The organism is Leisingera sp. S132, from assembly GCF_025144465.1.
In the GTDB taxonomy this organism is placed as follows: Bacteria; Pseudomonadota; Alphaproteobacteria; order Rhodobacterales; family Rhodobacteraceae; genus Leisingera.
On the sequence record NZ_CP083553.1, the window covers coordinates 3,043,197 to 3,066,335 of the forward strand.

Below are 23,139 nucleotides of genomic sequence, written 5' to 3' on the forward strand. Positions count from 1 at the left end.
CAGCTTCCCTCAAGGCAAGCGGAAATCCCGGACAGGTTCAAGCGCAAAAGCCGCGGAACCGCTGCATAACCGGCTGGAAAACTTCCGGATGAGCGGATTATGTGCAGCCCATGAGCTTTGTTCTATCCACCCTGCCGCAAACCTGGCCCTGGCTGATCCTGATGGCGGCGCTGGCTGCCGGCTGGAGCGGGCATCGCGGGCCGGCCTTTGCCCTGCTTGCCGCCTTTGGAGGCGCGGCCTTGGCGCTCGGGCATCTGGAGCCGCTGGGATTGGCGGTGCTCTCTGCCGGCCTGCAGCTTGCCGCCCTCTTCCCCCGCGGCCGCGGCCCTGCCGGATGGGCTGGCCATGCAGTGCTGGTCCTGTGGTCACTGGCGCTTGGCGCCCATCTGCTGCCTGGCGTGCATAATCTTCTGATCCTCGATCAGGTGCAGGCAGGCCCCGGCGGCGCGCCGTATTCCCTGCACCTGAACCTCGACAAGCCGCTGGTGTTCTTCGCTCTGCTGCTGGCCTGGCCTGCCCTGCTGCAACGCAAGGATCCGGCAGGCAATCCCGCCTTCCTCTCCGGCCTGCTGCTCCTTGCTGCCCTGCTGCCGCTGGCCCTTGCCACCGGCGCGCTGGAGCTGGAGCCATCGCTGCCGGGCTGGACCCTCTTGTGGGTGGGAGCAAATCTGCTGCTCACCTGCCTGGCTGAGGAAGCCTTCTTCCGCGGCTACCTGCAGCAGGGCCTCAGCCGCCGTTTCGGGCCAGCTGCGGGCATCGCTGCCGCAAGCCTGCTGTTCGGCCTCGCCCACATCGGCGCCGGTCCCGCGGTGGCTGCATTTGCGGCGCTCTTGGGGCTCGCCTGCGGGCTGGGCTATTGGGGCGCAGGCCGGTTCCGCGTGCCGGTGCTGATGCACTTTGCCTTCAACCTCACCCACCTGTTGCTGTTCACCTATCCCGGCCCGGCCTGAAAAAGCGCCGCGCCGGTGCACAGGGGGTGTACAGGGGGTGCACACATGCCACCCCCCTAATTTCAGCTTCAGACCGGCAGCGCCGTGGTCTTGAAAACCGTGCGCAGGGCAAAGCTCGACTGCATCTGAGCCACTCCCGGCAGCCGCGCCAGATGCTGACGGTGAATGCGGGCGAAATCCTCGGTGTTCTCCGCCACCACCTTGAGGATGTAATCCGCGGTGCCCGCCATCAGGTGGCATTCCAGCACATCCGGAATCCGCGATACCGCTTTCTCAAACGCGTCCAGAACTTCGTCCGCCTGGCCGGACAGGGTGATCTCTACAAACACCGTCGACGGCACGTTCATCTTGCGCGCATCCAGCAGGGCGACATATTCGCGGATATAGCCCTCCGCCTCCAGCCGCTGCACCCGCCGGTGACAGGCCGAGGCGGACAGGTTCACCCGCTCCGACAGGTCGGCGTTGGAGATGCGCCCCTGCTTTTGCAGCACCGAAAGAATGCGACGATCTGTTTCGTCTAGCGACATTTTGCGAAGATCCTTGCTGTATATGGCCAGTATACGCGAAGAATCTTCGAAAGGCATGTTTTTATTCTGCCCAAATAAGCAGCACATTCCGGGCCGCCTGCGGCAATATGCCCGCAGAGAGTTTTGAGGAGATACTCACATGAAAATCGGCTGCCCCACCGAAATCAAACCGCAGGAATTCCGCGTCGGCATGACCCCGGACGCCGCCCGCGAAGCCGTCCTGCGCGGCCATGAGGTTGTCATCCAGCAAGGCGCCGGCATGGGCGCAGGCTTCACCGACGAGGACTATGTCGCCGCCGGTGCCGTGATCCTGGACACTGCCGAGGAAATCTTTGCCACCGCCGACATGATCGTCAAGGTGAAGGAACCCCAGGCGGTTGAGCGCAAGATGCTGCGTGAAAACCAGCTGCTGTTCACCTATCTGCACCTGGCACCCGATCCGGAGCAGACCAAGGACCTGCTGGAAAGCGGTTGTACTGCAATTGCTTACGAGACCGTGACCGACGACCGCGGCGGCCTGCCGCTGCTGGCGCCGATGTCCGAAGTGGCCGGCCGCCTGGCCCCCCAGGTTGGCGCCTACACCCTGCAGAAGGCCAACGGCGGCCGCGGCGTGCTGATGGGCGGCGTCCCCGGCGTGGCCCCGGCCAAAGTGGTGGTGATCGGCGGCGGTGTTGTCGGCACCCACGCAGCCAAGATCGCAGCCGGCATGGGCGCGGATGTCACCATCCTCGACCGCTCGCTGACCCGCCTGAAGTACCTGGACGACGTGTTCGGCCGCGAGTTCAAGAACCAGTACTCCACCGCCGGTGCCACCGCTGAACTGGTGCGCGACGCCGACATGGTGATCGGTGCGGTTCTGGTCCCCGGTGCCGCAGCGCCGAAACTGGTGTCCCGCGCACAGCTCTCTGAGATGAAGCCGGGCGCGGTGCTGGTGGACGTCGCCATCGACCAGGGCGGCTGCTTTGAGACCTCCAAGGCAACCACCCACGCCGACCCGATCTATGAAGTCGACGGCATCATGCACTACTGCGTGGCCAACATGCCGGGCGCCGTCGCGCGCACCTCGACCCAGGCTCTGGGCAACGCCACCCTGCCCTTCATGCTGAACCTGGCCAACAAAGGCTGGCGCCAGGCGTGCGAGGACGACCCGCACCTGCTGAACGGCCTGAACGTGCACGCGGGCCAGCTGACCTACTACGCCGTGGGCGAGGCTCTGGGTCTGGACGTGCTGTCGCCGAAACTGGCACTGAAGCAGTAAGCCCTCAGCGCACACAGAAATACGGAAGCCCCGCCCTTCAGCGGGGCTTCTTCTTTTATGGCACCCCTGTTGGACCCGGCCATTGCACAGGATGCGCTCAGCCCCGGCAGGATCCGGTGCCGGCAGCTGCAACAGCTCTGCGGCGGCCCTTGACGCAGATATGCGGGCTGCCCCCGTCGGGGCCGTCGTCGTCCTCCTCATCATCGAGAATTGCAGCCCGCATATCGTCGATGTCGGCGCTGTGCAGAAACCGCCTGACCGGATGACGCAGATCGCAATGCAGGATCATGCTGGCTCTCCTGAGACCGGCTGCAGGCGCGACAGCCGCGCAAGCCCATGGGCCTGAAGTTTCGCCATGCAGCGCGTCATCTCATCCTTGATTTGCAGACGCCGCAGTTTCAGCCCGCGCAGGATAAGGCTGCACGGCGCAGGCCGCTTCAGCTCGGTGGCGATTTTCGCCTTCACGTCCTGGTGCTTCATACGCAGCTGCGCCAGCCGCACTTGCAGCGAAAACGCTTTTACCCGGGGACTGTCTTTCATGATTTACCTCCATTTCTGATGCTCTGGGCCGCGTCCATCGCTGATGAACTCCTGGCCCGTTTTTCAGATAGGCAGGCATTGCACCTGCAAGAAGCCAATCTTATCTGAAAGTAGAATAGGTTTTTCCTATCCAATAACGCAGCGAGGATCCTGTGACCGGCATTACCCTGCGCCAGCTCCGTTACTTCAATGTGCTCAGCAAGTCGCTGCAGTACCGCAACGCGGCCCGCCAGCTCGGTATCAGCCAGCCCTCTCTCAGCCTGCAGATAAACGCGCTGGAGGAGGCGCTTGGCACCCGGCTGGCGGAACGGCGGCGCAGCGGCCTGATCCTGACACCCGAAGGGCGCGAGGTCGCGGCACAGGCCGAAAAGATCCTGCAGGACGTTGAAAGGCTCCAGCAGACCGGCAGCCCGTCCAAAGACGAGCTGGCAGGCACCCTGCGGCTCGGATCCTCGCCGACGATCGGCCCCTACCTGCTCCCCCGTGTCCTCAGGCAGCTGCACAGGGTCTATCCGGAACTGAAACTGGTCATCCGGGACGGCGCGCCGCGCGACATGATCGAGGACCTTTTGGCGGGAAAGCATGACCTGGTCCTGACCCAGCTGCCCATCGCCCGCGACGACATCAGCCACACGTTCCTGTTCCGGGAGCCGCTGCACCTGGCGGTCCCCCGGGAGCACCCGCTGGCAGGCCGGGATCACGTCAGGAAAACGGATCTGGCGGGTGAAAGCCTGATCCGTTTGAATGCGTCCTACATGCTCAGCCGCCAGGTGTCCGACCTGTGCGCGGACTCCGGCGCCCGCCTGCGCGACGATTTCGAGGGGACCAGCCTGGATGCGCTGCGCCAGATGGTGTCGCTGGGCATGGGCATGACGCTCCTGCCCGCGCTCTATGCCGGGTCCGAGGTCAAACCCGGGGAGGGCGATGTCGCCATCACCCAGCTGAAGCCAGGGCTTTACCGGCAGGCCGGCCTGGCCTGGCGGCGGTCCAGCGGCACGCCGGCCAGCTTTCTCAAACTGGCAGAATTCATCCGCGGCGTGGCAGCAGAGGAATTTGCCGGCAAGGTGTCCCTCTAGGCTAAGGAGCCGCCTTTGCGCAAGAACCGGATCGATCTGACCGGCAAAGGCGGCCTTTCTGGAACCTCTCAAAGAGGTGTCCCGAATGCTCCAGACCACAGCTGCCCTGATCGTGTTCCTGTTCCCGCTCGCCTACAGCCCCGGCCCCGGCAACCTGTTCTTTGCCGCCAACGCCGCGCGTTTCGGCTTTGCCGCCACGGTTCCGGCCAACGCAGGGTACCACCTGGCGACCTGGGTCGTGACGGCAGCTATCGGGCTTGGCTTTGTCGCTGCAATGGATCAGGCGCCGCAGCTGTTTGCAGCACTGAAGACTGCAGGCGCCCTGTATGTCTTGTGGCTCGCCTGGAAACTGGCCCGGGCCGGAGCGGTGGAAGGCACACAGCAGGCCCGGGCAGCCAGCTTCACAGACGGTGCGGTGCTTTTGGTGCTGAACCCCAAGGCCTATGTGATCATCGCGCTGATGTTCTCGCAGTTCCTGGACCAGGAGGAAACCTCCCGCATATGGCCTGTGCTGCTGATTACATCCGTCTTTACCCTCAACAATCTTCTGGCCTTCTCAGTCTGGGCGCTGGCCGGCGGCAGCATCGGCAAGCTGTTCCAGACACCGGGCGGCAGCCGCAGGCTGAATCTGCTCTTCGGCACCGTGCTGGCCGCAGCCGCAGTCTGGATACTGCTGTCCTGAGGCTTGCGGCAGATGGCCCATCGTTCACCTGACAGAGACAATCAGCCCGGTTTGTTCCCGCGCAGATGGTTTTTGTCCGCCATCAATTTTGTTAAAAATGAGGCGAGTTTGTGGAATTGCGGGATGCCCGGACAGCAGCGGCCGGCAGGGCAGGCCTGCGCAACCCTTTCCGGTCACGAGTGAAAGCCTTTCCTATGCCAGACAGCTCCAAGATCTTTACCTATTCCGTGGACGGCCTTGCCTATACCGTTACCGTCTACGAGGAAAACGGCGCGTTCTTTGCCGACATCACCGTCGACGAAGGCGCCATGGATGTGAACGCCATCTATTTCGGCGATGATGACTTTTCCGGCTCCAGCGAGACCCTGAGCGGTCCGCTAAACATGAACGGCGCCCGGCTGGACGGCGAAAAGGTGCAGTGGGACGAGGCCACGGAGCTGAGCGACCCCGGCCTGGGACCGGAGGGTGAGGACAAGGAAACCTACCTGCAGACCGGCGACACAATGACCGTCGCGCTGGATATCGAAAGCCTCGACGAGATCGACATCTTCGGAATCCGCGCCACCTCCACCACCACGGGCGCCGGCTCCATCAAGGGTGTCAGCGATGACCCGGAGGAACCGGAAGAGCCGGAAGAGCCTGTCTATGAGAAGCTCTTCTTTGGCGAAGTTTTCTCGGAGACGGGCGACCCGCTTGGCGGCACTTTCATTCTGGCCGAAGAGCCGGACCCGAACCCCTACAGCATTCCTGCCCTGCCCGAAGGCACCGAGCCGACCTTTGACAATTACCTGACCTATTTCCTGTCGGATGATATCGGCGGCGATCTGTCCGCCGTGCAATCGGTGGTGTTCTACGGCAGCGGCGAAGATGGCGTGCAGGAAGAGCTGTTCCGCATCGACGCCCCAGGCGGCGGTTTCCAGAGCCCGGATGAGCTGCTGGCCGCCTATGACGATGTGCTTGATGGCGCAGGCGATCTGTCGGGCATGGACCTGATGGCGGCGCTGAGCCTGGAAGACAGCACCGAAGCAGTGCCGGAGGCAGAGGACGATCTGGACACGGATGGTTTTGAATTGGTGTGACCTGACCATGGGCGGCCCGGCGGCCGCCCTTGATACCGCCCTGCAGTTGAGGCGTTCCCCGCCTGATATTCCCCGTTTACAGAATGAAACACCGCTCCTAGCCTGTAGCGCATAACAACGCGACAGGGATGGAAAGGAAACGGGCATGCTGGACGAATTCAAGGCCTTCATTGCCAAGGGCAATGTGATGGATATGGCGGTGGGGATCATCATCGGTGCCGCCTTCACCGCAATTGTGAAATCCATGGTCGATGATCTGATCAACCCGATCATCGGCCTGTTCACCGGCGGGGTGGATTTCACCAACAATTTTGTGGTGCTGGGCGGCGATGGCGCCAGTTACGGCTCGCTGGAAGCTGCACGCGAAGCCGGGGCCTCGGTGTTTGCCTACGGCTCCTTCCTGATGGCGGTGCTGAACTTCCTGATCATCGCCTGGGTGGTGTTCCTGCTGGTCAAATCCGTGAACCGCGCCCGCGACGCGATGGAGCGGCAGGAGGACGCCCCGGCGGAGGAGGCACCCGCCGGGCCGAGCGAGCTTGACGTGCTGCTGGAAATCCGCGACTCGCTGAAGAAATAGCGCCTGGGCGCCAGCACCAGGGAATTGCAGAGGGGCGGGTTTCCGCTCCTCTGCGCGTTTGAAAGGGATTGAAACTGATGGAACAATTGATTGAACAGGCCGGGGCGCTGTGGCCGCTGATGGTGGCGGGCATCAAGGCGCTGGTGGTGCTGATCCTGGGCTGGATCGCCACCGGCTGGATCAGCGGTGCGGTTCGCAACCGCATCAACAAGACGCCGCAGATCGACCCGACACTGGGGAATTTCGCCGCCAGCATGATCCGCTGGGTGCTGCTGGCGGTGGTGCTGGTCGCAATCCTCGGCATCTTTGGCATCCAGGCCACCAGCCTGGTTGCGATGCTGGGCGCTGCCACCCTGGCGATCGGCCTGGCGCTGCAGGGCACGCTCAGCGATCTGGCCGCGGGTTTCATGCTGATCCTGTTCCGCCCCTACAAGATCGGCCAGTATGTCGACATCGGCGGCACCGCCGGCACGGTGAAGGACGTGAACCTGTTCGTGACCGAGCTGGCCACGCCCGACAATGTGCAGATCATCGTTCCCAACGGCCAGGCCTGGGGCACGGTCATCACCAACTTCTCGCATCATGCCACCCGCCGCGTCGACATGGTGTTCGGCATCGACTACGGCGACAGCGCCGACGCCGCCAAGGCGATCATCCTGGCAGAGGCCAATGCGGATGCGCGGGTGCTGCAGGATCCGGAACCTTGGGTGCGGGTCACCAATCTGGGCGACAGCTCCGTCGATCTGACCGCGCGGGTCTGGTGCAAGGCCGAGGATTACTGGGACGTGAAATTTGCCCTCACCCAGGGCGTGAAGGAGGCCTTTGACGCCAAGGGCATCTCCATCCCCTATCCGCATTCGGTGGAGATCAAGAAGGCGGGCTGAGGCGCTCCCGCCCGTCCTTGGCCCCTGCCGGGGCCGCATTCCGTTGGTCGTGGCGCCCCGCCACCGGCGGGGCGTTTGCACGCCGCAAGGCCCTGATGCCTATTGCTGCCGCGCGCCCTGCATCGCCCGCAGCGCTGCATTGCGGGCTCTTGCCGCGCGGGCGCGCTCCTGCACTCTGTTTTCCGGTTTGGCCGGCGGCCAGCCTGCCAGCACAGTGGCGCCGTCCTCATCCGCAAACGCCCACTGCGCCGCGATCAGCTGGTAGTTCTTGACCTCCCAGCCGGACGGGTCGGGCTGAAACCGGAACCGCCAGGTGCCGCGGACCTTCACCGGCAGCCGCAGCTGACGGATGCTGTTCATCGCCTGATGGCCGTTCATGGCCGCGCGTACCCCCGCAGCCCGCAGCTTTTTCATCCGCACAATCAGGTTGCCGGCCTCCCGGAGCCGCCGGCCCGCAAACACCACCTCGATCTCTGCATCAGGCTGCACGATCCCCTTGACCACGAGATCGCCGCGGTTGTTGCGGCTGAAGACCGGCACCAGCTCCACCACCACGTCACGCACCTCGCGCTTGAACAGTCCCGCGTCCTCGATCAGCGGGGTGACTTGCACTGGAGGGCGGCGGCGGTTGGTCATTCGGCAGTCCCAAACACCGCCCTCCGGAAAGCGCGGTGCCTATGTTGTAGTCCCTTGTCGCCCTGAACCTAGACCAGGGGCGTTAAAGAAGCGTTGCATGGCGTTGCGGACTGCCGATGAACGAGCCTCTGCAAGCGCCGTGCAAAATATTGAAATAATGGAATGTTTGCAGCTTCACCGGCTGACGGAACGCTTCATGACCAGCGTCGGGCTGCCCCTGTACAGCGCCTCGCCGGCAGGCGCATAGCCCAGCTTGAGCGCCACCCTGTGCGAGACCTTGTGGGCCGGGTCGAAGATGCAGGCCGTTTCTGCCCAATCCGTCTTCTCTGCTGCCCACTCGTGAATGCGGCCGACCGCCTCGGTCGCGATCCCCTGCCCATGCACGTCCGGTGCCAGCACCCAGCCGGCTTCCGGCACGCCAGCCAGCGGCGGCTCCATGCTGCGCTGGTAGTCGGCAAAGCCCACCTCGCCGATGAACCGGCCGCTCTCGCGCAGGGTGACCGCCCAATAGCCATAGCCCATCGCCTGCCAATGGCCGATGTAGCGCAGAAGCCGGGCCCAGCTTTCCTCTGGCGCCGATGGCGTGCCGGAGATGAAACGCACCACCTCCGGCTCCGCCCAGAGCGCCGCCACGGCCTCGAAATCCTGCACCCGGTGCGGGCGCAGGGTCAGCCGCTCTGTTTCAAGCGTTGGAGCGGTCATGCAGGCAGCTTGCCCGTCAGCACATAGGTGAGTATTTCGACCACCTGGCGGGGCTCCTCCGCCACTGCCAGCGCGGCGGCATGGACCTCTTTCAGGGCGTGCTGATGCTCCGGCGGGCTGAGCACGATAATCGATTTGCCCAGCGCCGCGGCATAGCCCGCGTCAAAGGCCGCGTTCCACTGTTTGTACTTGTCGCCAAAGCGCACCACCACGACATCGGCGTCCGCAATTCCCTTGCGGGTGCGGATCGCATTCACCATCGCGCCCTTGTGGTCGTGCCAGTACTTGTTCTCCTCAGCCCCCAGCACCGCCACGCCGCAATCGTCGCTGGCGTCATGATCGGTCACCGGCGCGCTGAAGCGCACCTCCAGCCCCTTTGCGCCCTCGACGATCTGCTCCCGCCAATCGGTGTGGATCTCTCCCGAGAGATAAACATTCAATGCCACGTCTTGTCCTTTCCTGCGCCAGCGCCCGGGGCCGCGGCCAGGGCGGCCATCACCTCGTCATCGCTGGTTTGCGTAAAATCCCTGTAATGCGCGCCGACCGCCCAGAACTCCCTGGGGCTCAGCAAACAGACCAGAGTATCCACCAAGGGGCGCAGTTCGTCCACCGCTTCCGGCGGCGCAACCGGAACCGCCAGGATCACTCCGGCAGGCTTGCGCTCCTGCAGCCAGAAATGCGCCGCCATGAAGGTAGCGCCAGTAGCAATCCCGTCGTCCGCCACAATCACGGTGCGCCCTTCCAGCACAATCGGATCGCGCCCTTGCAGATAGCGGGCGCGGCGGGCGGCGTTCTCCTCGCGCGCCAGGACGATCTGGGCGGCGAAATCCTCCTGCTTCATACCGGCGGCCTTCAGCAGGGCGCCGTTGAAAATGGGATTGCTGCCCTCGGCCAAGGCCCCCGCGGCCAGCTCCCGGCTGGAGGGCATGCCGATCTTGCGGATCAGGATCAGGTCTAGCGGCGCGTGCAAGGTCTGCGCAATCGGCAGGGCCACAGGCACCCCGCCCCGCGGCAGCGCCAGCACCACAGGGTCCGTCATCGGCAGTTCAGCCAGTTCCTTGGCCAGCTGAAGCCCGGCAGACATCCGGTCTTCGAACATCTCAGCCTCCACCCCGTTACCTAGCGCGGAAGCTGCAAAGGCAAAATTCAGCGCCGCCGCGCCACCAGGTAACGCCCGGGCGTATCGGCCGGGTAGTTGCCGGTTTCGATGATCTCAAAGCCCGCCTTCTGCACGGCCGCCTCCAGCCTGCGGATATCGATGAAGTCCACGTAGCTGGGCGCCTGCCCCGCCAGCCGCATAAGCGGAATGGCGGCCGAAAACAGCCAGTACTTCCAGCTGCCGCGCATCTCGCCCAAACAGGGGGTCTTGGAGATGAACAGCCCGCCGGGCTTCACCCGTGCCGCGACGCCCTCCAGAACCTCCGCCAGATCCGGCAGCAGATGCAGCAAATTATGCGCCAGGACCGCATCAAACGGCCCCTCTGGCGCCTGCCCGGCGCTGCAGCGTTGAAATTCAACGTTACCGGCGCCGGCATCCCAGGCCCGCTCGCGGCCAACGTCCAGCATGGCCTCCGACAGATCGGTTGCGGTGATTTTGCAGACACCGCGCGCCAGCTCAATGGCGGTGGAGCCGGTGCCGCAGCCCAGCTCCAGCACGGAGTCGTCTGCCTTGAGATAAGACCGTGTCCGCTCCAGCGCATAACGGTAGGCGTCTTCGTCGCGGATCTTGGACTTGGCGTATTTGGGGGCGATCTTGTTCCAAAAGCGGGCGTCGGCGGTCATGGCACATCTCCTTGGCTCCCCGAACCCTACCTATGCAGGAACCAAGGATAAATTGCCGAAATCCGCAAGAATGATATACGTATTTGCATAATGAGCCCCGACTGGAACCATATCCGCGCCTTCCTTGCCACCGCTGAAACCGGCTCCCTGTCGGCAGCGGCACGCAAGCTTGGCCTCACCCAGCCGACGCTGTCGCGCCAGGTCGCTGCGCTGGAGGCAGATCTGGGTGTGCTGCTGTTTGAGCGCCTTGGCCGCGCTCTGGCGCTGACAGATGCGGGACAGGAGCTGCTGGCCCACAGCCGCAAGATGGGTGAGGCTGCCGATGGCTTGTCGCTCGCCGCAACAGGGCAGGCGCACTCCATCGAAGGCACCATCAGGATCACCGCCAGCGACATCATGTCCGCCCATGTGCTGCCAGCGGTGCTGCAGCAGCTCCGCCAGCGGGCGCCGCGGCTGACGATCGACGTGGTGGCCGCCAATGACATCCGCGACCTGATGCGGCGTGAGGCGGATATCGCCATCCGCCACGTCCGCCCCGAACAGCCGGAGCTGATTGCCCGGCTGGTGCAGGAGGCCACCGGCCATTTCTATGCCGCCAAATCCTATTTGGACCGGCGCGGGCGTCCGCAAACCCTTGCGGACCTGGCAGACCATGACTTTGTCAGCTTCGGCGACGCCAGCCGGATGATCGAGTATCTGGTGCCGATGGGAATCCCGATCACGCCGGATAACTTCCGGATCGGCTCCAACAGCGGCCTGGTGGCCTGGGAACTGGTGCGGCAGGGCTTCGGTGTCACTCCGATGTCGGATGAAGCCGCTGCCGCTGCGCCCGAGGTTGAGCGGCTTCTGCCCGGCAGCGATGCCATCACCTTCCCGGTTTGGCTCACCACGCACCGCGAGCTGCACACCAGCCGCCGGATCCGGCTGGTGTTCGATCTGCTGGCAGAGTTCTTTGCCAGCAGGTGACAGGAATGGCGGCGCCCGTAAGGTGCGCCGCCCAAAAATTTTCCTCAAAACTTTTGCCAAGGCTTTTTCTCAAAAGCCTTGGGCCCGCAGTTACCCGCGCAGGGTGCCGCCGGTCGCCTTGGTCACCTTGGCGATGATCTTTTCGCTTACCGCCTCGATGTCCTTCTCCTTCAGCGTCTGATCGCTAGGCTGCAGCCGCACGGTGATCGCCAGCGACTTCTTGCCCTCGCCCAGGGAGCCGCCGATGAATTCGTCAAAGACGCGCACGTCTTCAATCAGCGCCTTGTCGGCCCCGGCCGCGGCATTGACGAGGGTCAGCGCTTCAACGCTGTCGTCAACGACAAAGGCAAAGTCCCGCTCCACCGCCTGCAGGTCGCTGATTGCCAGCGCCGGACGGGTCGCTGAGGATTTGCGCGGCAACGGAATTTCATCCGGATAGATGGTGAAGGCCACGGCAGCCCCCTTGATGCCCATCTCCTTCAGCACTTTCGGGTGCAGCTCGCCAAAGACGCCCAGCGTCTTCTTCGGCCCCAGGCAGATGCGGCCATGGCGGCCCGGGTGCCACCAGGCGGCACCTTCGCGCAGGACCTGCACCTTGGCCGGTGCGCCAATGGCAGCCAGTACCGCTTCAATATCAGCCTTGGCATCATAGAGATCCACCGCGCGCGAGGCGCCATGCACGTCCTTGGGCCCGGTACGGCCCACCAAGAGGCCTGCGATCTGATTGACCTGCTCGCCCGGCTCGCCGCCGGTGAAGGCAGGGCCGGCCTCAAACAGCGCCAGGTCCATGAAACCGCGCGCCTGGTTGCGGGCTGCCGCCTGCAAGAGGCCAGCCAGCAGATCGGGACGCATATGCGACATCTCTGATGAGATCGGGTTGGCCAGCATGGTGGCGTCATCGCCGCCGCCGAACAGCGCTGCGGAGGCCTTGTCGATAAAGCTGTAGCTGACAACTTCGTTATAGCCGAGGCTGGCGCAGGTGCGGCGCGCCATTTGCTGGCGCCGCTGCTGCGGGGTCATCACCGGCTTGGGGATGCCATCGGTCAGCCGCGGCAGCGGTTTACCTTGCAGCTTGGTCAGCGACGCGATCCGCGCGACTTCTTCCACCAGGTCGGCCTCGCCCTGCACGTCCGGGCGCCAGCTGGGCACATGCGCCATGCTGCCCTCCAGGCGGAAGCCCAGGCGGGTCAGGGTCTGGCGCTGGTCGCTTTCCGGGATCTCCATCCCGACCAGCGACTGCACCCGGTCGGCGTCCAGCTTGTAGGCGCGGGAATGATCCGGCACGTCGCCCGCGATCACCACCTCCGACGGCTCACCGCCGCACAGGTCCAGGATCATCTGGGTCGCCCGGTGCAGGCCCTCGATGGTGTATTCCGGATCGACGCCACGCTCAAAGCGGTAGCGCGCGTCAGAGTTTATCTTGAGCGCGCGGCCCGCCATGGCGATCTGCACGTGATCCCAGAACGCGCTCTCCAGGAACACATCCACGGTTTCCTCGGTGCAGCCGGTCTTTTCGCCGCCCATGATGCCGCCGATGCTCTCGGGGCCATTGGCGTCGGAGATCACCATCTGGCCCGCGCCAAAGGTGTATTCTTTCTCGTCCAGCGCTTTCAGCGTCTCGCCGCCAGCCGCGCGGTGCACCCGCAGGTCGCCGGAGACCTTGGCCGCGTCAAACACATGCAGCGGGCGGTTCTGGTCGAAGGTGAAGAAGTTGGTGATGTCCACCAGCGCCGAAATCGGGCGCAGGCCAATCGCCTTCAGCCGGTCTTGCAGCCACTGCGGGCTGGGGCCGTTCTTCACGCCCTTGACCATCCGGCCCGCAAACAGCGGGCAGCCGTCCAGCGTATCGGCGTCGATCGTGACCTTGACCGGGCTTGCGAAGTCACCCGGGATCGCTTCAAAGGCGCGGGTCTTGAGGGTGCCGAGGCCACGCGCCGCCAGATCGCGGGCAATGCCGTAGACGCCCAGCGCATCGGGGCGGTTCGGAGTGATCGCGATTTCGATCACCGGATCGACCTTGGCCGGATCGTTCTCCGCCAGCCAATCCACGAATTTGTCGCCAACCGCGCCGGAGGGCAGCTCGATGATACCGTCATGCTCCTCCGACAGCTCCAGCTCGCGCTCAGAGGCCATCATGCCAAAGCTCTCGACGCCGCGGATCTTGCCGACGCCGATGGTGATGTCGAGGCCCGGGATATACATGCCCGGCTTGCAGACCACCACGGTGATGCCTTCGCGCGCGTTCGGCGCGCCGCAGATAATCTGCAGCTCGCCCTCATCGGTGTCCACCTTGCAGACCCGCAGCTTGTCGGCATCCGGATGCTTCTCGGCGTGTTTCACATAGCCAAGGGTAAAATCCTTCAGCGCGTCAGCCGGATTGACGACCCCTTCGACCTCAAGGCCCAGATCGGTCAGGGCATCAGTGATCTCTTCCACCGAGGCGTCGGTGTCGAGGTGGTCTTTCAGCCAGGAAAGCGTGAATTTCATCGGTCGGGGACCCCTTGGCAGACATGCGTGTTTGACCTGAGGCAATGGCAAAGAATGCGCCAAGGTTCAAGGGTTCTGCGCCCCTGCTCTCAAGGATAGCTGGGAGTGAGGTTCAAAAGCTCATCCAATTGCCGCCCGATCCAGCCATGCGGGATGAAATGGCCGCCTGGATGGGTGTCCAGCACCACCTGCCCCTGGGCGCAACCGGCCCAGACCGTGCGCTCCAGCTTGAGGAAGTCGACCACCTGCCACTGCCCCAGTGCCCGCGCCGCGCCGCAGCCCAGCCGCGCCCGCCACAGCGCCACCGGATACGTCCGCTCGCCGCCAGGGCCATAGGGGAAGTCCATCACCGTGTCCTTCAGCCCGTGCACATGGCGCACCTCTCGCGGCGCTTCGGGACAGTTTTCACTCTGCCGGATGGTGCCAGCCACAGCCAAGAGCGCCGCCACATCATTGCCGCTGTGGCAGACATAGCGCCAGGCCATGGCCGAGCCATAAGAGTAGCCGGAGACGTAAATGCGTTCGGGGTCAACCGGATAGCGTTTGGCGACGTCTTCCAGCACCCGGTCGGCAAAGGCAACGTCTTCCGTGCCGACCGACCAGAAATCCCACGTCTTGTTGCGCCCGTTCGGCGTCACCAGCAAAACACCGCGGCGCTTGGCAGAGGCCCCGACCCGGTCGCTTTTCTGTGCATGGCGCCCGGTGCGCGACCAGCCATGGAAATGCAACAGCACCGGCAGAGGAGAAACCCCGTCCCAGCCCTCCGGCTCCATCACGTGATAGGAGCGGCCGCCCAGTTCGCAGGGCGCCGCGTCGTGGCACTTCGCCGGTTTTGACGGCCCCATGGCAGCTGCAGCGGAAGCCCACAGCAGGGCGGCGGAGAGGGAAAGGACGGCTCGGATCATATCTGCGAGCCTACCCGCCGCGCGGCGGCTGTCACGTCACAAGTTTGTGGGCCGCGTGCGGCTGCGCCGCTGGCCGGCGCTCACTGGCAGCCGGCTGGTCAAACATTCCAGGCACGCGATGTTTTGAGATTCCCCCGGTTTCGCGCATACTGATCCCCTCACTGCCAGGGAGACACCGATGACGGATCTGCATTCCGGGGTTCAAAACGCCTTCTTCGTCATTGCCGACCTGTCGGGCTACACCAAATTCATGGCCGGCACCCCGCTGGAGCATTCCAAAGGCATCCTGGACGCGCTTTTCGGCGCTCTGCTCCCCGCGATCCGCGCGCCGCTCCAGGTCTCCGCTCTGCAGGGCGATGCGGCCTTTGCGTATGCCTTCGAAAGCGAGGTGATGACCAAGCAGTTCATCCTCGACTTTGCCGAAAGCCTTTACTGCATCTTCGCCCGCGAGAAGGAGAAGATGATCCTCAACACCGGCTGCACCTGCGACGCCTGCACAAGATCGGCGATCTGGAGCTGAAGCTGGTGGTGCATCACGGCGAATGCATCCAGCAGGACAGCCGCGGCAGCCATGAGCTGGCCGGCCCGGATGTGATCACTGCCTTCCGGCTGCTGAAAAACTCCGTGACCGAGCGCACCGGCCTCACCGCCTATACGCTCTTGTCCTGCGACGCGCTCAGGGCGATGGACCTTGTGGATTTCTTTGACGCAAGCGAGTTTCACAGCGAGGACATCGAGCATATCGGCCCGGTCGAATACGTGGTCCGCGACATGCGCGCTGCCTGGCAGCGCCGCTGCGCAACCGAGCGCAGCTTTGTCGCTGCGGGGGATGACCTGCTGTTTGATGAATGGATCGTCCCGCTCGCCGTCTCGCCTGAGGTCGCCTTTACCATCTGCACCCGGCCGGATCTGCGCACCGAATGGCTGGGCGCCGACCGAATGGATCTGCTGAACACCAACAAGGGCAAGATCGAGCCCGGCACGATGTACCACTGCTACCGCGGCGATGCGCTGTTTCCCTATGAGGTGGTGGACTGGAACCCCGGCGAATATGTCACCGGCCGCTACAATCTGGCGATGGGCCTGCAGATGTATGAAACCATCGAGATGGAGGAGGTCGGCGGCGGCACATTGGTCAAGCTGCGCTATGCCAAGACGCGCTCACCCAAGCTGATGGGCAAGCTGATGGCCGGCATGGTCAACCGCAAGCTCCGCGGCTTCATCATCCCGGACAAGGAAAACCGGGTCGCCAGGATCAAGGCGCTGGGGAAACGGCTGGGCGGGGCACCAGCTGCGGCGCCGGTCTGAGTGTCACGCTCAAGCCACGCCATCGCCTGACCGCGGGAAGGCGATCCAACGATGATGTTTGGCAGTTTATGCCGGCCAAGTCCGTACGACGTCTAACCGGTGTGCTTGCGGCCCCAATTCGCCTGCCCGTGCGGGCGGTCAGGCGATGGCGCGGCGGCCTCTCGGCCTTATTCCGCGCTGAGGACTGAACTTGCAGCCTCCCCCCGATCCTGCGGGGTGGACGGGCGCTGCCAGGCCTGCCCGCCGGGAAGAAGAGAACATGTTTAGCGTTTGAAGCCTTTGAGCAGACTTCGTGTCTTGCGCAGTTGTGATGTGGCGGCCCGCATTTCGCGTGCCCGTTTCCATCTCAAACGCCGATCCAGTTCAAAGAACAGGCTGACCGGGGCACCTCCCAGGAACACAACCGGCAAAGAAATCTCTTCAGGCGCGAAAGAGATCAATGCAACAGCCACCGCGAAAAACAACAGCCCCGCCAGATTGATTTTCCAGCGGGGCGTGGTTTCAGAAACCGTATTACACCAGTTCACATAGTGCGACAGGAATAAGCTGATGACGTACACTTACCGGCTCAAACCACCATGCAGCGCCGGCATGTCCAGGCTCTGGAAGCCGTAGTGGCGCAGCCAGCGCAGGTCGCTGTCGAAGAAGGCGCGCAGGTCCGGGATGCCGTATTTCAGCATCGCCAGGCGGTCGATGCCGATGCCGAAGGCAAAGCCCTGGTAGATCTCCGGGTCGATGCCGCCGGCCGCGATCACCTTGGGGTGCACCATGCCGGAGCCGAGGATTTCCATCCAGTCGTCGCCCTCGCCGATCTTCAGCGTGCCGCCTTCCCAGGAGCAGCGGATATCGACCTCGGCGGATGGCTCGGTGAAGGGGAAATGCGAGGCGCGGAAGCGCAGTTCGACGTCATCCACCTCGAAGAAGGATTTGACAAACTCCTCCAGCACCCACTTGAGGTTCGCCATCGAGATGTCCTTGTCCAGCGCCAGGCCTTCGACCTGGTGGAACATCGGCGTGTGGGTCTGGTCATAGTCAGCGCGGTAGACGCCGCCCGGGCAGATGATGCGCAGCGGCGCGCCCATCTTCTCCATCGAGCGGATCTGCACCGGCGAGGTATGGGTGCGCAGCACATGCGGCGGGCGGTTGTCGCCCTCGGCGCGGTGCATGTAGAAGGTGTCCATCTCGGCGCGCGCCGGATGGTGGCCGGGGATGTTCAGCGCATCGAAGTTGTACCAGTCGGTGTCAATCCGCGGCCCTTCGGCCACCGAGAAGCCCAGTTCGGCAAAGATCGCGGTGATCTCCTCCTGCACCTGGCTGATCGGATGCAGGCTGCCCTGGCGTGCGGGGCGCGACGGCAGGGTCACGTCCAGCCATTCGGTGCGCAGGCGCTCATCCAGGGCGGCATCTTCCAGCCCCGCCTTCTTGGCTGCGAGGGCAGAGTTGATCTCATCCTTCAGCGCGTTCAGCGCCGGGCCCGCCGCCTGGCGCTCTTCCGGAGTCATCTTGCCCAGCTCGCGCATCTTCAGCGCCACTTCGCCCTTCTTGCCGACGGCGGCAAGGCGGATCGCCTCCAGCGCCGCCTCGTCGGCGGCCTCTGCAATCTGACCCAGGTACTTGGCTTTAAGATCGTCCATCACGGCCCCTCGAATTCTGCTTGTGCCCTGCTACCACAAGGGCCGCCGAAAGCAAGAGGGCGGGAACGGGTGGCGGGCGGATGTGTCATCCTGTCCCCCTTACGCGGCTGCGGCTTCAGCACCGCGCCGGAGCGAACCGCTTGCGGTAGGCGCTGGGGGACAAGCCTACGGTCCGCAGAAACAGCTTGCGGAACGCTGAGACGTCCAGATAGCCCACCGCCATCGCAATGGCCTCGATACTCGCCGTGCTCAGCTCCAGCTGCTCCCGTGCCTTGGCGATACGCAGCTGCTGCAGATACTGCGAAGGCGCCAGGCCGGTAGCGGCCTGGAACCGGCGCAGGAATGTGCGTTCCTCCAGCCCGGCAGCGGCGGCCATCTGCGGCACCGCCACCGGCTGATGGAACCGGGCCTGCAGCCAATGCTGGGCCTCCAAAACCGCGGCATCGCCATGGGTCAGGCCGGGAGCAAACAGGTTGTAGTAGCTTTGCTCCCGCACGCCGGGGTCAATCAGGAAAAACCGCGCGGTCGCCAGCATCTCCGCAGGCCCCATGAAGCGCGCAATCAACCGCAGCCCCAGATCGGTCCAGGCCATCAGCCCGCCCGCGGTGATCACATCGCCATCGTCGATCAGCAGCCGATCCGCCTGCAGCTGCACCTGCGGATAGGAACGCGCCAAGTCCTGCGCCAGCGCCCAATGGGTGGTGGCCGGGCGTCCGTCCAGCACACCGGCTGCCGCCAGCAGAAAGGCACCCGCGCAGACAGAACACGCCAGCGCCCCGCCTTTGTGCTGCTTCTTCACCCATCCAGCAATGGCCTGCAAAGCCGCACCTGAGGGCCTCTCTCCCAGACTGGGCGGCAGGACCACCGCATCAAACTGGCCCTGAGCGGCAAAATCCCCGACCAGCTCGGTCTTGAACCGCCGCGCCTGCCCCGGCGCCCCGCCGCCTGCGGCCTCCAGCAGGTCACGCAGCCCCAGCAGCGCAGCCTGCTGGGCACCCGGATAGGCCACAAGGGCGACGCGAATCTGACTGTCCTGTACCATTTGTCTGATTGTGCCTGTTTTATGTCATTTTCGCCAATCACTCTGCTGCAGCGTCAGGCGCTATACCAAAACAGCAACCGCAAAGGAGTGGCACATGGCCAAATCTGCACTGATCCTGATCGACATTCAGAATGACTATTTCCCCGGCGGCAAATGGGAGCTGCACGGCATGGAAGCCTCCGCCGCAAACGCCCGCAGGCTTCTGGACGACGCCCGCACCAAAGGGCAGTTCATCGTGCATGTGCGCCACGAGAATGAGCGCCCGGACGCCCTTTTCTTTGCCGCCGGCACCACCGGCGCAGAGTTCCATCCATCGCTACAGCCCGCAGCGAATGAGCCGGTCGTGGTCAAGCACAAGGTCAATGCCTTCCTCGAAACCGGCCTCAAGCAGCTGCTGGACGAAAACGGCATCACTGACGTTACGCTCGCCGGCAGCATGAGCCACATGTGCATTGATGCAGCAGCCAGAGCCGCTTCTGATTTCGGCTTTGACGTCACCGTAGTCGAGGATGCCTGCTCCACCAGCCGCGACCTGGAATACAATGGCGTCACTGTTCCGGCAGAACAGACACACAGGGCCTTTATGGCCGCGCTCAGCTTTGCCTATGCTTCGGTCACCGGAACTGACGCCTACTTGTCAACCTGACCAATCGTCCGGCGTCCTTGCTGCGCCGGACAAACAGCGCCTGAATTCACACCCTTATTATGATACACTTTGCGCATCCCATTCAGCAGCAACCGGAGGAGACAGCCATGGCACATGTGGATTGGTATATCGAAGGCCGCAGCTTCGGGAACTGCAACTGCAACTACGGTTGCCCCTGCCAGTTCGAGGATCTGCCGACCCACGGCAATTGCACCGGGTTCGAGGTGCTCCACATCGACAAGGGCCATTTCGGTGACACCGACCTGACGGGCACAAGGTCCGCCCTGCTCTACGCCTGGCCGGGCCCGATCTTCGAAGGCAAGGGCGCGCTGCAGGCAATCATCGACGACCGCGCCTCTGATGCCCAGCGTGCGGCACTGGAAACCGTGCTCTTGGGCGGCGAAACCGATGAGGAAGCCACTCATTGGTGGGTGTTCCGCGCCATGTGCGAGACGGTGCACGAAACACTGATCAAGCGGATCGACTATGAGGCGGACATCGAGAACCGCACCGCCAAACTGGATATCGAAGGCCTGGTCACCTCAACCGGCCGCCCGATCCGGGCCCCGCATGGCGGCGGCGAGCACCGGGTCCAGATCGGCATCCCCGGCGGCATTGAATTTACCTTGGCCGAGATCGGCAGCGCCTCCACCAGATCCGATGCGGCGATCAAGCTGGACCTCGACGACAGCTATGGCCAATGGGCCATCATCCGCCACGGCCCGCACGGGATCGCGGCTTAGCCCCCGGGCTTGCTTTCCGGCTTCTTCTTCCAGCGCTTCTGGTTGAACGGGTACAGGAACTGCCGCCAATAGCCGTTTGGCACCGTATCGCCGGCCACCCCGTATTTCGACGGCCAGTCCTCCTCCGGCAGATGATGGGTGCCGAACAGCCAGTCATAGAGCGGGAAATGCGAGGCATAGTTGATGTCGATCGCCGCCCGCTCGCTGCCGTGATGCCAATGGTGGTAGCGCGGGGTGACCAGGAACCGCTCCATGAAGCCCAGCTTCCAGCCGATATTGGCGTGGATGAAGCTGGAGTAGAAATAGACGATCAGCAGATAACCCTGGATCGCCTCAGGCTTGAACCCCAGCGTGAACATCGGCACCGCGGTCAGCCCGCGCAGCACCGCAATCTCGATGAAATGCATGCGCGCGCCGGCCAGCCAGTCCATCTTCTTGGCCGAGTGGTGGATCGCATGGAAATGCCACAGCGCCGGAAAGGTGTGAAAGGCGCGGTGCACCCAGTACTGCACGAAATCGGTTGCCGCCATGATGATCAGCACCTGAACCGCAAAGGGCAGATTGGTGATATGGGCGCGGATCCCCTCCAGATCGAACTCGGTGTTCACATAGTTCGCGGGCGCCATGGTCAGGAAGGTCAGCACCTGCACCAGCATGGAGCTGACCAGGTAATAGAACATGTCCTCGCGCCATTCGGTGCGGAACACGGTCTGCTCGCGCCGCGCCGGAAAGAACCGCTCCAGCGGCACGAACAGGAACCCCACCAGCAGCACGTTGACGACGAAGTAGTCGAGCCCGAAATAGAGACTCTGCGGCACCTCGCCGGCGTGCTGCGGCTGCGCCGTGGCCATCAGCGAGGCAGCAACCGACAGCCCCAGCGCCGCCCAGCCCAGGCTTTTCTGGCGGCTCAGGATCAGGCTGAGGAGCGACATCGCATAGCCCGCCAGCAGCACAAAGCGCAGAAAGGCGGTGACATAGCCGCTGGAATGCACAAAGGCGATCTGCGGATAGGAGAACGTCTCCGGGTACCAGCGCAGCAGCACCAGCAGCAGCCCGGTGATGGCCGCCAAGAGTGCCATGGATCCCGACAGCCAGCCGCTGCCCAGCGGCCGCGCGTCGCGCGGGGTTTCCAGTTGCGCGATCACATCCCGGATGAATTTCATGCTGGCCTCACTCCGTCAAAGTCCGGCGCAACCTGCCATACGGCGGCGCATTCCGCGATTCCGGAATTCACTACGATGCGGCAGGCGCCCGGTCAAACCACCCGCTGCATCATCGCCAGCAGGGACTGGCGGCTGGCATAGCCCAGCCGCTGCGCCACCTGCTCCATCCGGGCGCCGCGCGCTTTGGCCCGCAGCGCGATCTGGCAGCGCAGCCGGTCGCGCCAGGCACCAAGGCTGAGGCCGGTTTCCTGCTGGAACCGGCGGGTGAAGCTGCGGCGGCTCATCCCGGCCAGCGCTGCCCAATGATCGATGGTCCGCATGCTCCCGGGGCTGTCCATCAGCGCATCGCAGACCCGCCGCAGCCGGGCGTCACCCGGATAGGGCAGCGACAGCGGCGATTCCGGTGCCGCGCCCAGCTCAATCAGGATAAGCCGGCTCAGATGGTGCGCCCGCGGCGGCAGCGGCCAGGGATTGTTCATGCCGCACAGGGCCGCGATCAGCCCGGCCAGCAGCGGCTCCACCAGCACCGCCCGGCACTCCGCCATCGCATCCGCCCCCGCCTCTGCCGGATCGATGTAAAGCGATTGCAGCTGCACCTCCCCCGCCATACGGATCTCGTGCAGCACGCCGGCCGGCACGATCAGCCCAGACCCCGCAGGCACCGCCCAGCTGGTGCCGCCGGCCTCCGCCGTCATCAGCCCGGCCACAGCATAGACCAGCTGATGGCGCGGGTGGTCATGCCAGGCGGAGATATAGCCGTCCGGATAGCTGCGGGCATAGGTCACCACCCCGTGCGGCAATTCCTGCACGGCATCGGCGGAGGACCAGCCCCGCGCGGTGATCTCCGGATTTTGGCCCATTTGCGCGAAAACTGGCCCCATGACAGCGAAAGGGCAAGCTAAAACGCAACCAAAAGGAGGCCAACGCCATGCAAACCCTTACCAGCACAGATGAGCTTGAAGAGATCTACGGCGCCCCGGTGCCGCAGTCGCTCACCAAAGTCGCCCCTCGCCTGACGCCGCTTTACCGAGACTGGATCAGCGCCTCGAAGTTCGCGGTCCTGTCCACCATCGGCCCTGAAGGCACCGACGCCAGTCCGCGCGGCGATGACGGCCCGGTGGTGCATATGGCGGATGACCGCACCCTCTGGCTGCCCGACTGGCGCGGAAACAACCGCATTGACAGCTTGCGCAACATCGTCCGCGACCCGCGCGTCAGCCTGATGTTCATCGTGCCGGGCTGCAACAACGTGGTGCGGGTGAATGGCTCCGCCGTGCTGACTGCGGATGAGGCCCTGCGCAGCCATTTCGCCCGCAAATCCCTGCTGCCCGCCACTGTCGCGGTGATCACCATCGAAGAGCTCTATTTCCAATGCGCCAAGGCGCTGATGCGCTCCCGCCTGTGGGATGCAGAGGCTGACCGCCCCGCCGTGCCCACCGCAGGCCAGTTCCTGAAGGAACAGGAAGCGGCGTTCGAAGCAGAGGCTTATGACGCAGGATATGCGGAATATGCGAAAAGCCGGATGTGGTGACCTCTGCGGCGCGCCCGGCCG

General features: G+C 64.1%; 26 protein-coding genes and 1 pseudogene. 12 read left to right on the forward strand and 15 right to left on the reverse strand.

Annotation, left to right across the window (positions count from 1 at the left end):
• The first annotated feature begins 110 nt into the window (after positions 1 to 110).
• Positions 111 to 950 carry a CPBP family intramembrane glutamic endopeptidase gene (locus K3725_RS15075; protein ID WP_260016113.1) on the forward strand — a complete coding sequence of 280 codons (840 nt, stop codon included), beginning with the start codon at positions 111 to 113 and terminating at the stop codon, positions 948 to 950.
• Between the two features lie 68 nt (positions 951 to 1,018).
• Here K3725_RS15075 and K3725_RS15080 read toward each other — a convergent pair whose 3' ends face one another.
• Positions 1,019 to 1,477, reverse strand: a complete 459-nt coding sequence (locus K3725_RS15080; protein ID WP_039170544.1) for an Lrp/AsnC family transcriptional regulator — start codon at positions 1,475 to 1,477, stop codon at positions 1,019 to 1,021.
• 139 nt (positions 1,478 to 1,616) lie between these two features.
• Here K3725_RS15080 and ald point away from each other — a divergent pair, with 139 nt between their 5' ends.
• A complete protein-coding gene (ald, locus tag K3725_RS15085) occupies positions 1,617 to 2,735 on the forward strand; it encodes an alanine dehydrogenase (RefSeq protein WP_260016114.1) in 1,119 nt (372 codons plus the stop codon).
• A gap of 97 nt (positions 2,736 to 2,832) precedes the next feature.
• On the opposite strand, the gene K3725_RS15090 is transcribed toward ald, so the two are convergent.
• Both K3725_RS15090 and K3725_RS15095 read right to left on the reverse strand, forming a co-directional pair.
• Positions 2,833 to 3,024: a hypothetical protein gene (locus tag K3725_RS15090; protein ID WP_260016115.1), complete on the reverse strand. Its 192-nt coding sequence runs from the start codon at positions 3,022 to 3,024 to the stop codon at positions 2,833 to 2,835.
• Positions 3,021 to 3,275 (reverse strand): YdcH family protein, encoded by a 255-nt coding sequence (locus K3725_RS15095; protein ID WP_260016116.1) that lies wholly within the window; start codon positions 3,273 to 3,275, stop codon positions 3,021 to 3,023. The genes K3725_RS15090 and K3725_RS15095 overlap by 4 nt, the downstream gene beginning before the upstream one ends.
• Before the next feature lie 152 nt (positions 3,276 to 3,427).
• Here K3725_RS15095 and K3725_RS15100 point away from each other — a divergent pair, with 152 nt between their 5' ends.
• The 5 genes from K3725_RS15100 to K3725_RS15120 all read left to right on the forward strand — a co-directional run bounded on the left by K3725_RS15100 (position 3,428) and on the right by K3725_RS15120 (position 7,573).
• Positions 3,428 to 4,351: a hydrogen peroxide-inducible genes activator gene (locus K3725_RS15100; protein WP_260016117.1), complete on the forward strand. Its 924-nt coding sequence runs from the start codon at positions 3,428 to 3,430 to the stop codon at positions 4,349 to 4,351.
• An 85-nt stretch (positions 4,352 to 4,436) separates the two neighbouring features.
• The gene (locus tag K3725_RS15105) at positions 4,437 to 5,033 is read left to right on the forward strand and encodes a LysE family translocator (RefSeq protein ID WP_260016118.1); all 597 of its coding nucleotides are present in this window, start codon (positions 4,437 to 4,439) and stop codon (positions 5,031 to 5,033) included.
• Positions 5,034 to 5,227: 194 nt separating this feature from the next.
• A complete protein-coding gene (locus tag K3725_RS15110; RefSeq protein WP_260016119.1) occupies positions 5,228 to 6,112 on the forward strand; it encodes a hypothetical protein in 885 nt (294 codons plus the stop codon).
• A 145-nt stretch (positions 6,113 to 6,257) separates the two neighbouring features.
• Entirely contained in the window at positions 6,258 to 6,689 is a 432-nt protein-coding gene (mscL, locus tag K3725_RS15115; RefSeq protein ID WP_260016120.1) for a large conductance mechanosensitive channel protein MscL, read from the forward strand.
• Positions 6,690 to 6,766: 77 nt separating this feature from the next.
• A complete protein-coding gene (locus K3725_RS15120) occupies positions 6,767 to 7,573 on the forward strand; it encodes a mechanosensitive ion channel family protein (protein WP_260016121.1) in 807 nt (268 codons plus the stop codon).
• 99 nt (positions 7,574 to 7,672) lie between these two features.
• On the opposite strand, the gene K3725_RS15125 is transcribed toward K3725_RS15120, so the two are convergent.
• The 5 genes from K3725_RS15125 to K3725_RS15145 form a co-directional block, all read right to left on the reverse strand.
• Positions 7,673 to 8,209: a hypothetical protein gene (locus K3725_RS15125; RefSeq protein ID WP_260016122.1), complete on the reverse strand. Its 537-nt coding sequence runs from the start codon at positions 8,207 to 8,209 to the stop codon at positions 7,673 to 7,675.
• Positions 8,210 to 8,383: 174 nt separating this feature from the next.
• Complete coding sequence (locus K3725_RS15130) at positions 8,384 to 8,911, reverse strand: GNAT family N-acetyltransferase (RefSeq protein ID WP_260016123.1); 528 nt, start codon at positions 8,909 to 8,911, stop codon at positions 8,384 to 8,386.
• The gene (locus K3725_RS15135; protein ID WP_260016124.1) at positions 8,908 to 9,357 is read right to left on the reverse strand and encodes a YtoQ family protein; all 450 of its coding nucleotides are present in this window, start codon (positions 9,355 to 9,357) and stop codon (positions 8,908 to 8,910) included. The genes K3725_RS15130 and K3725_RS15135 overlap by 4 nt, the downstream gene beginning before the upstream one ends.
• Positions 9,348 to 10,010 carry a phosphoribosyltransferase gene (locus K3725_RS15140; protein WP_260016125.1) on the reverse strand — a complete coding sequence of 221 codons (663 nt, stop codon included), beginning with the start codon at positions 10,008 to 10,010 and terminating at the stop codon, positions 9,348 to 9,350. The genes K3725_RS15135 and K3725_RS15140 overlap by 10 nt, the downstream gene beginning before the upstream one ends.
• Before the next feature lie 47 nt (positions 10,011 to 10,057).
• Positions 10,058 to 10,693 carry a class I SAM-dependent methyltransferase gene (locus K3725_RS15145; RefSeq protein ID WP_260016126.1) on the reverse strand — a complete coding sequence of 212 codons (636 nt, stop codon included), beginning with the start codon at positions 10,691 to 10,693 and terminating at the stop codon, positions 10,058 to 10,060.
• A gap of 87 nt (positions 10,694 to 10,780) precedes the next feature.
• Here K3725_RS15145 and K3725_RS15150 point away from each other — a divergent pair, with 87 nt between their 5' ends.
• A complete protein-coding gene (locus tag K3725_RS15150; RefSeq protein WP_260018622.1) occupies positions 10,781 to 11,659 on the forward strand; it encodes a LysR family transcriptional regulator in 879 nt (292 codons plus the stop codon).
• A 90-nt stretch (positions 11,660 to 11,749) separates the two neighbouring features.
• Here K3725_RS15150 and pheT read toward each other — a convergent pair whose 3' ends face one another.
• Positions 11,750 to 14,146: a phenylalanine--tRNA ligase subunit beta gene (gene pheT, locus K3725_RS15155; RefSeq protein WP_260016127.1), complete on the reverse strand. Its 2,397-nt coding sequence runs from the start codon at positions 14,144 to 14,146 to the stop codon at positions 11,750 to 11,752.
• A gap of 89 nt (positions 14,147 to 14,235) precedes the next feature.
• Entirely contained in the window at positions 14,236 to 15,051 is an 816-nt protein-coding gene (locus K3725_RS15160; protein ID WP_260016128.1) for a PHB depolymerase family esterase, read from the reverse strand.
• A gap of 250 nt (positions 15,052 to 15,301) precedes the next feature.
• On the opposite strand from K3725_RS15160, the pseudogene K3725_RS15165 reads away from it, so the two are divergent.
• Positions 15,302 to 16,359: pseudogene (locus K3725_RS15165) on the forward strand (DUF2652 domain-containing protein).
• Between the two features lie 263 nt (positions 16,360 to 16,622).
• Here K3725_RS15165 and K3725_RS15170 read toward each other — a convergent pair.
• From K3725_RS15170 to K3725_RS15180, 3 genes are all read right to left on the reverse strand, one after another.
• On the reverse strand, positions 16,623 to 16,919 hold the full coding sequence (locus K3725_RS15170) for a hypothetical protein (RefSeq protein WP_260016129.1): 297 nt from the start codon (positions 16,917 to 16,919) through the stop codon (positions 16,623 to 16,625).
• Entirely contained in the window at positions 16,920 to 17,993 is a 1,074-nt protein-coding gene (pheS, locus tag K3725_RS15175) for a phenylalanine--tRNA ligase subunit alpha (RefSeq protein WP_260016130.1), read from the reverse strand.
• Between the two features lie 115 nt (positions 17,994 to 18,108).
• Positions 18,109 to 19,035 (reverse strand): GlxA family transcriptional regulator, encoded by a 927-nt coding sequence (locus tag K3725_RS15180; protein WP_260016131.1) that lies wholly within the window; start codon positions 19,033 to 19,035, stop codon positions 18,109 to 18,111.
• Between the two features lie 94 nt (positions 19,036 to 19,129).
• Between K3725_RS15180 and K3725_RS15185 the strand changes: the two genes are divergently transcribed.
• Positions 19,130 to 19,681, forward strand: a complete 552-nt coding sequence (locus tag K3725_RS15185; RefSeq protein WP_260016132.1) for a cysteine hydrolase family protein — start codon at positions 19,130 to 19,132, stop codon at positions 19,679 to 19,681.
• A 107-nt stretch (positions 19,682 to 19,788) separates the two neighbouring features.
• Positions 19,789 to 20,424 (forward strand): DUF1326 domain-containing protein, encoded by a 636-nt coding sequence (locus tag K3725_RS15190; protein ID WP_260016133.1) that lies wholly within the window; start codon positions 19,789 to 19,791, stop codon positions 20,422 to 20,424.
• Here the strand turns inward: K3725_RS15190 and K3725_RS15195 are convergent.
• Both K3725_RS15195 and K3725_RS15200 read right to left on the reverse strand, forming a co-directional pair.
• Positions 20,421 to 21,587: a sterol desaturase family protein gene (locus K3725_RS15195; RefSeq protein WP_260016134.1), complete on the reverse strand. Its 1,167-nt coding sequence runs from the start codon at positions 21,585 to 21,587 to the stop codon at positions 20,421 to 20,423. The two genes, K3725_RS15190 and K3725_RS15195, sit on opposite strands and share 4 nt — an antisense overlap.
• Before the next feature lie 92 nt (positions 21,588 to 21,679).
• Positions 21,680 to 22,447 carry a helix-turn-helix domain-containing protein gene (locus K3725_RS15200; protein ID WP_260016135.1) on the reverse strand — a complete coding sequence of 256 codons (768 nt, stop codon included), beginning with the start codon at positions 22,445 to 22,447 and terminating at the stop codon, positions 21,680 to 21,682.
• A 68-nt stretch (positions 22,448 to 22,515) separates the two neighbouring features.
• Here K3725_RS15200 and K3725_RS15205 point away from each other — a divergent pair, with 68 nt between their 5' ends.
• Positions 22,516 to 23,118, forward strand: coding sequence for a pyridoxamine 5'-phosphate oxidase family protein (locus K3725_RS15205; RefSeq protein WP_260016136.1), 603 nt, complete (start codon positions 22,516 to 22,518; stop codon positions 23,116 to 23,118).
• Positions 23,119 to 23,139 lie beyond the last annotated feature (21 nt).

Excerpts from the sequence above, each read along its gene's own strand:
- K3725_RS15120 (WP_260016121.1), top strand. The coding sequence starts at position 6,767 with ATGGAACAATTGATTGAACAGGCCGGGGCGCTGTGGCCGCTGATGGTG.
- K3725_RS15075 (WP_260016113.1), top strand. The coding sequence starts at position 111 with ATGAGCTTTGTTCTATCCACCCTGCCGCAAACCTGGCCCTGGCTGATC.
- K3725_RS15105 (WP_260016118.1), top strand. The coding sequence starts at position 4,437 with ATGCTCCAGACCACAGCTGCCCTGATCGTGTTCCTGTTCCCGCTCGCC.
- K3725_RS15110 (WP_260016119.1), top strand. The coding sequence starts at position 5,228 with ATGCCAGACAGCTCCAAGATCTTTACCTATTCCGTGGACGGCCTTGCC.
- K3725_RS15180 (WP_260016131.1), bottom strand. The coding sequence starts at position 19,035 with ATGGTACAGGACAGTCAGATTCGCGTCGCCCTTGTGGCCTATCCGGGT.
- K3725_RS15190 (WP_260016133.1), top strand. The coding sequence starts at position 19,789 with ATGGCACATGTGGATTGGTATATCGAAGGCCGCAGCTTCGGGAACTGC.
- K3725_RS15125 (WP_260016122.1), bottom strand. The coding sequence starts at position 8,209 with ATGACCAACCGCCGCCGCCCTCCAGTGCAAGTCACCCCGCTGATCGAG.
- pheT (WP_260016127.1), bottom strand. The coding sequence starts at position 14,146 with ATGAAATTCACGCTTTCCTGGCTGAAAGACCACCTCGACACCGACGCC.
- K3725_RS15185 (WP_260016132.1), top strand. The coding sequence starts at position 19,130 with ATGGCCAAATCTGCACTGATCCTGATCGACATTCAGAATGACTATTTC.
- K3725_RS15140 (WP_260016125.1), bottom strand. The coding sequence starts at position 10,010 with ATGTTCGAAGACCGGATGTCTGCCGGGCTTCAGCTGGCCAAGGAACTG.
- K3725_RS15130 (WP_260016123.1), bottom strand. The coding sequence starts at position 8,911 with ATGACCGCTCCAACGCTTGAAACAGAGCGGCTGACCCTGCGCCCGCAC.
- K3725_RS15205 (WP_260016136.1), top strand. The coding sequence starts at position 22,516 with ATGCAAACCCTTACCAGCACAGATGAGCTTGAAGAGATCTACGGCGCC.
- K3725_RS15080 (WP_039170544.1), bottom strand. The coding sequence starts at position 1,477 with ATGTCGCTAGACGAAACAGATCGTCGCATTCTTTCGGTGCTGCAAAAG.
- pheS (WP_260016130.1), bottom strand. The coding sequence starts at position 17,993 with ATGGACGATCTTAAAGCCAAGTACCTGGGTCAGATTGCAGAGGCCGCC.
- K3725_RS15160 (WP_260016128.1), bottom strand. The coding sequence starts at position 15,051 with ATGATCCGAGCCGTCCTTTCCCTCTCCGCCGCCCTGCTGTGGGCTTCC.
- K3725_RS15200 (WP_260016135.1), bottom strand. The coding sequence starts at position 22,447 with ATGGGCCAAAATCCGGAGATCACCGCGCGGGGCTGGTCCTCCGCCGAT.
- ald (WP_260016114.1), top strand. The coding sequence starts at position 1,617 with ATGAAAATCGGCTGCCCCACCGAAATCAAACCGCAGGAATTCCGCGTC.
- K3725_RS15145 (WP_260016126.1), bottom strand. The coding sequence starts at position 10,693 with ATGACCGCCGACGCCCGCTTTTGGAACAAGATCGCCCCCAAATACGCC.
- K3725_RS15090 (WP_260016115.1), bottom strand. The coding sequence starts at position 3,024 with ATGATCCTGCATTGCGATCTGCGTCATCCGGTCAGGCGGTTTCTGCAC.
- K3725_RS15095 (WP_260016116.1), bottom strand. The coding sequence starts at position 3,275 with ATGAAAGACAGTCCCCGGGTAAAAGCGTTTTCGCTGCAAGTGCGGCTG.
- mscL (WP_260016120.1), top strand. The coding sequence starts at position 6,258 with ATGCTGGACGAATTCAAGGCCTTCATTGCCAAGGGCAATGTGATGGAT.
- K3725_RS15195 (WP_260016134.1), bottom strand. The coding sequence starts at position 21,587 with ATGAAATTCATCCGGGATGTGATCGCGCAACTGGAAACCCCGCGCGAC.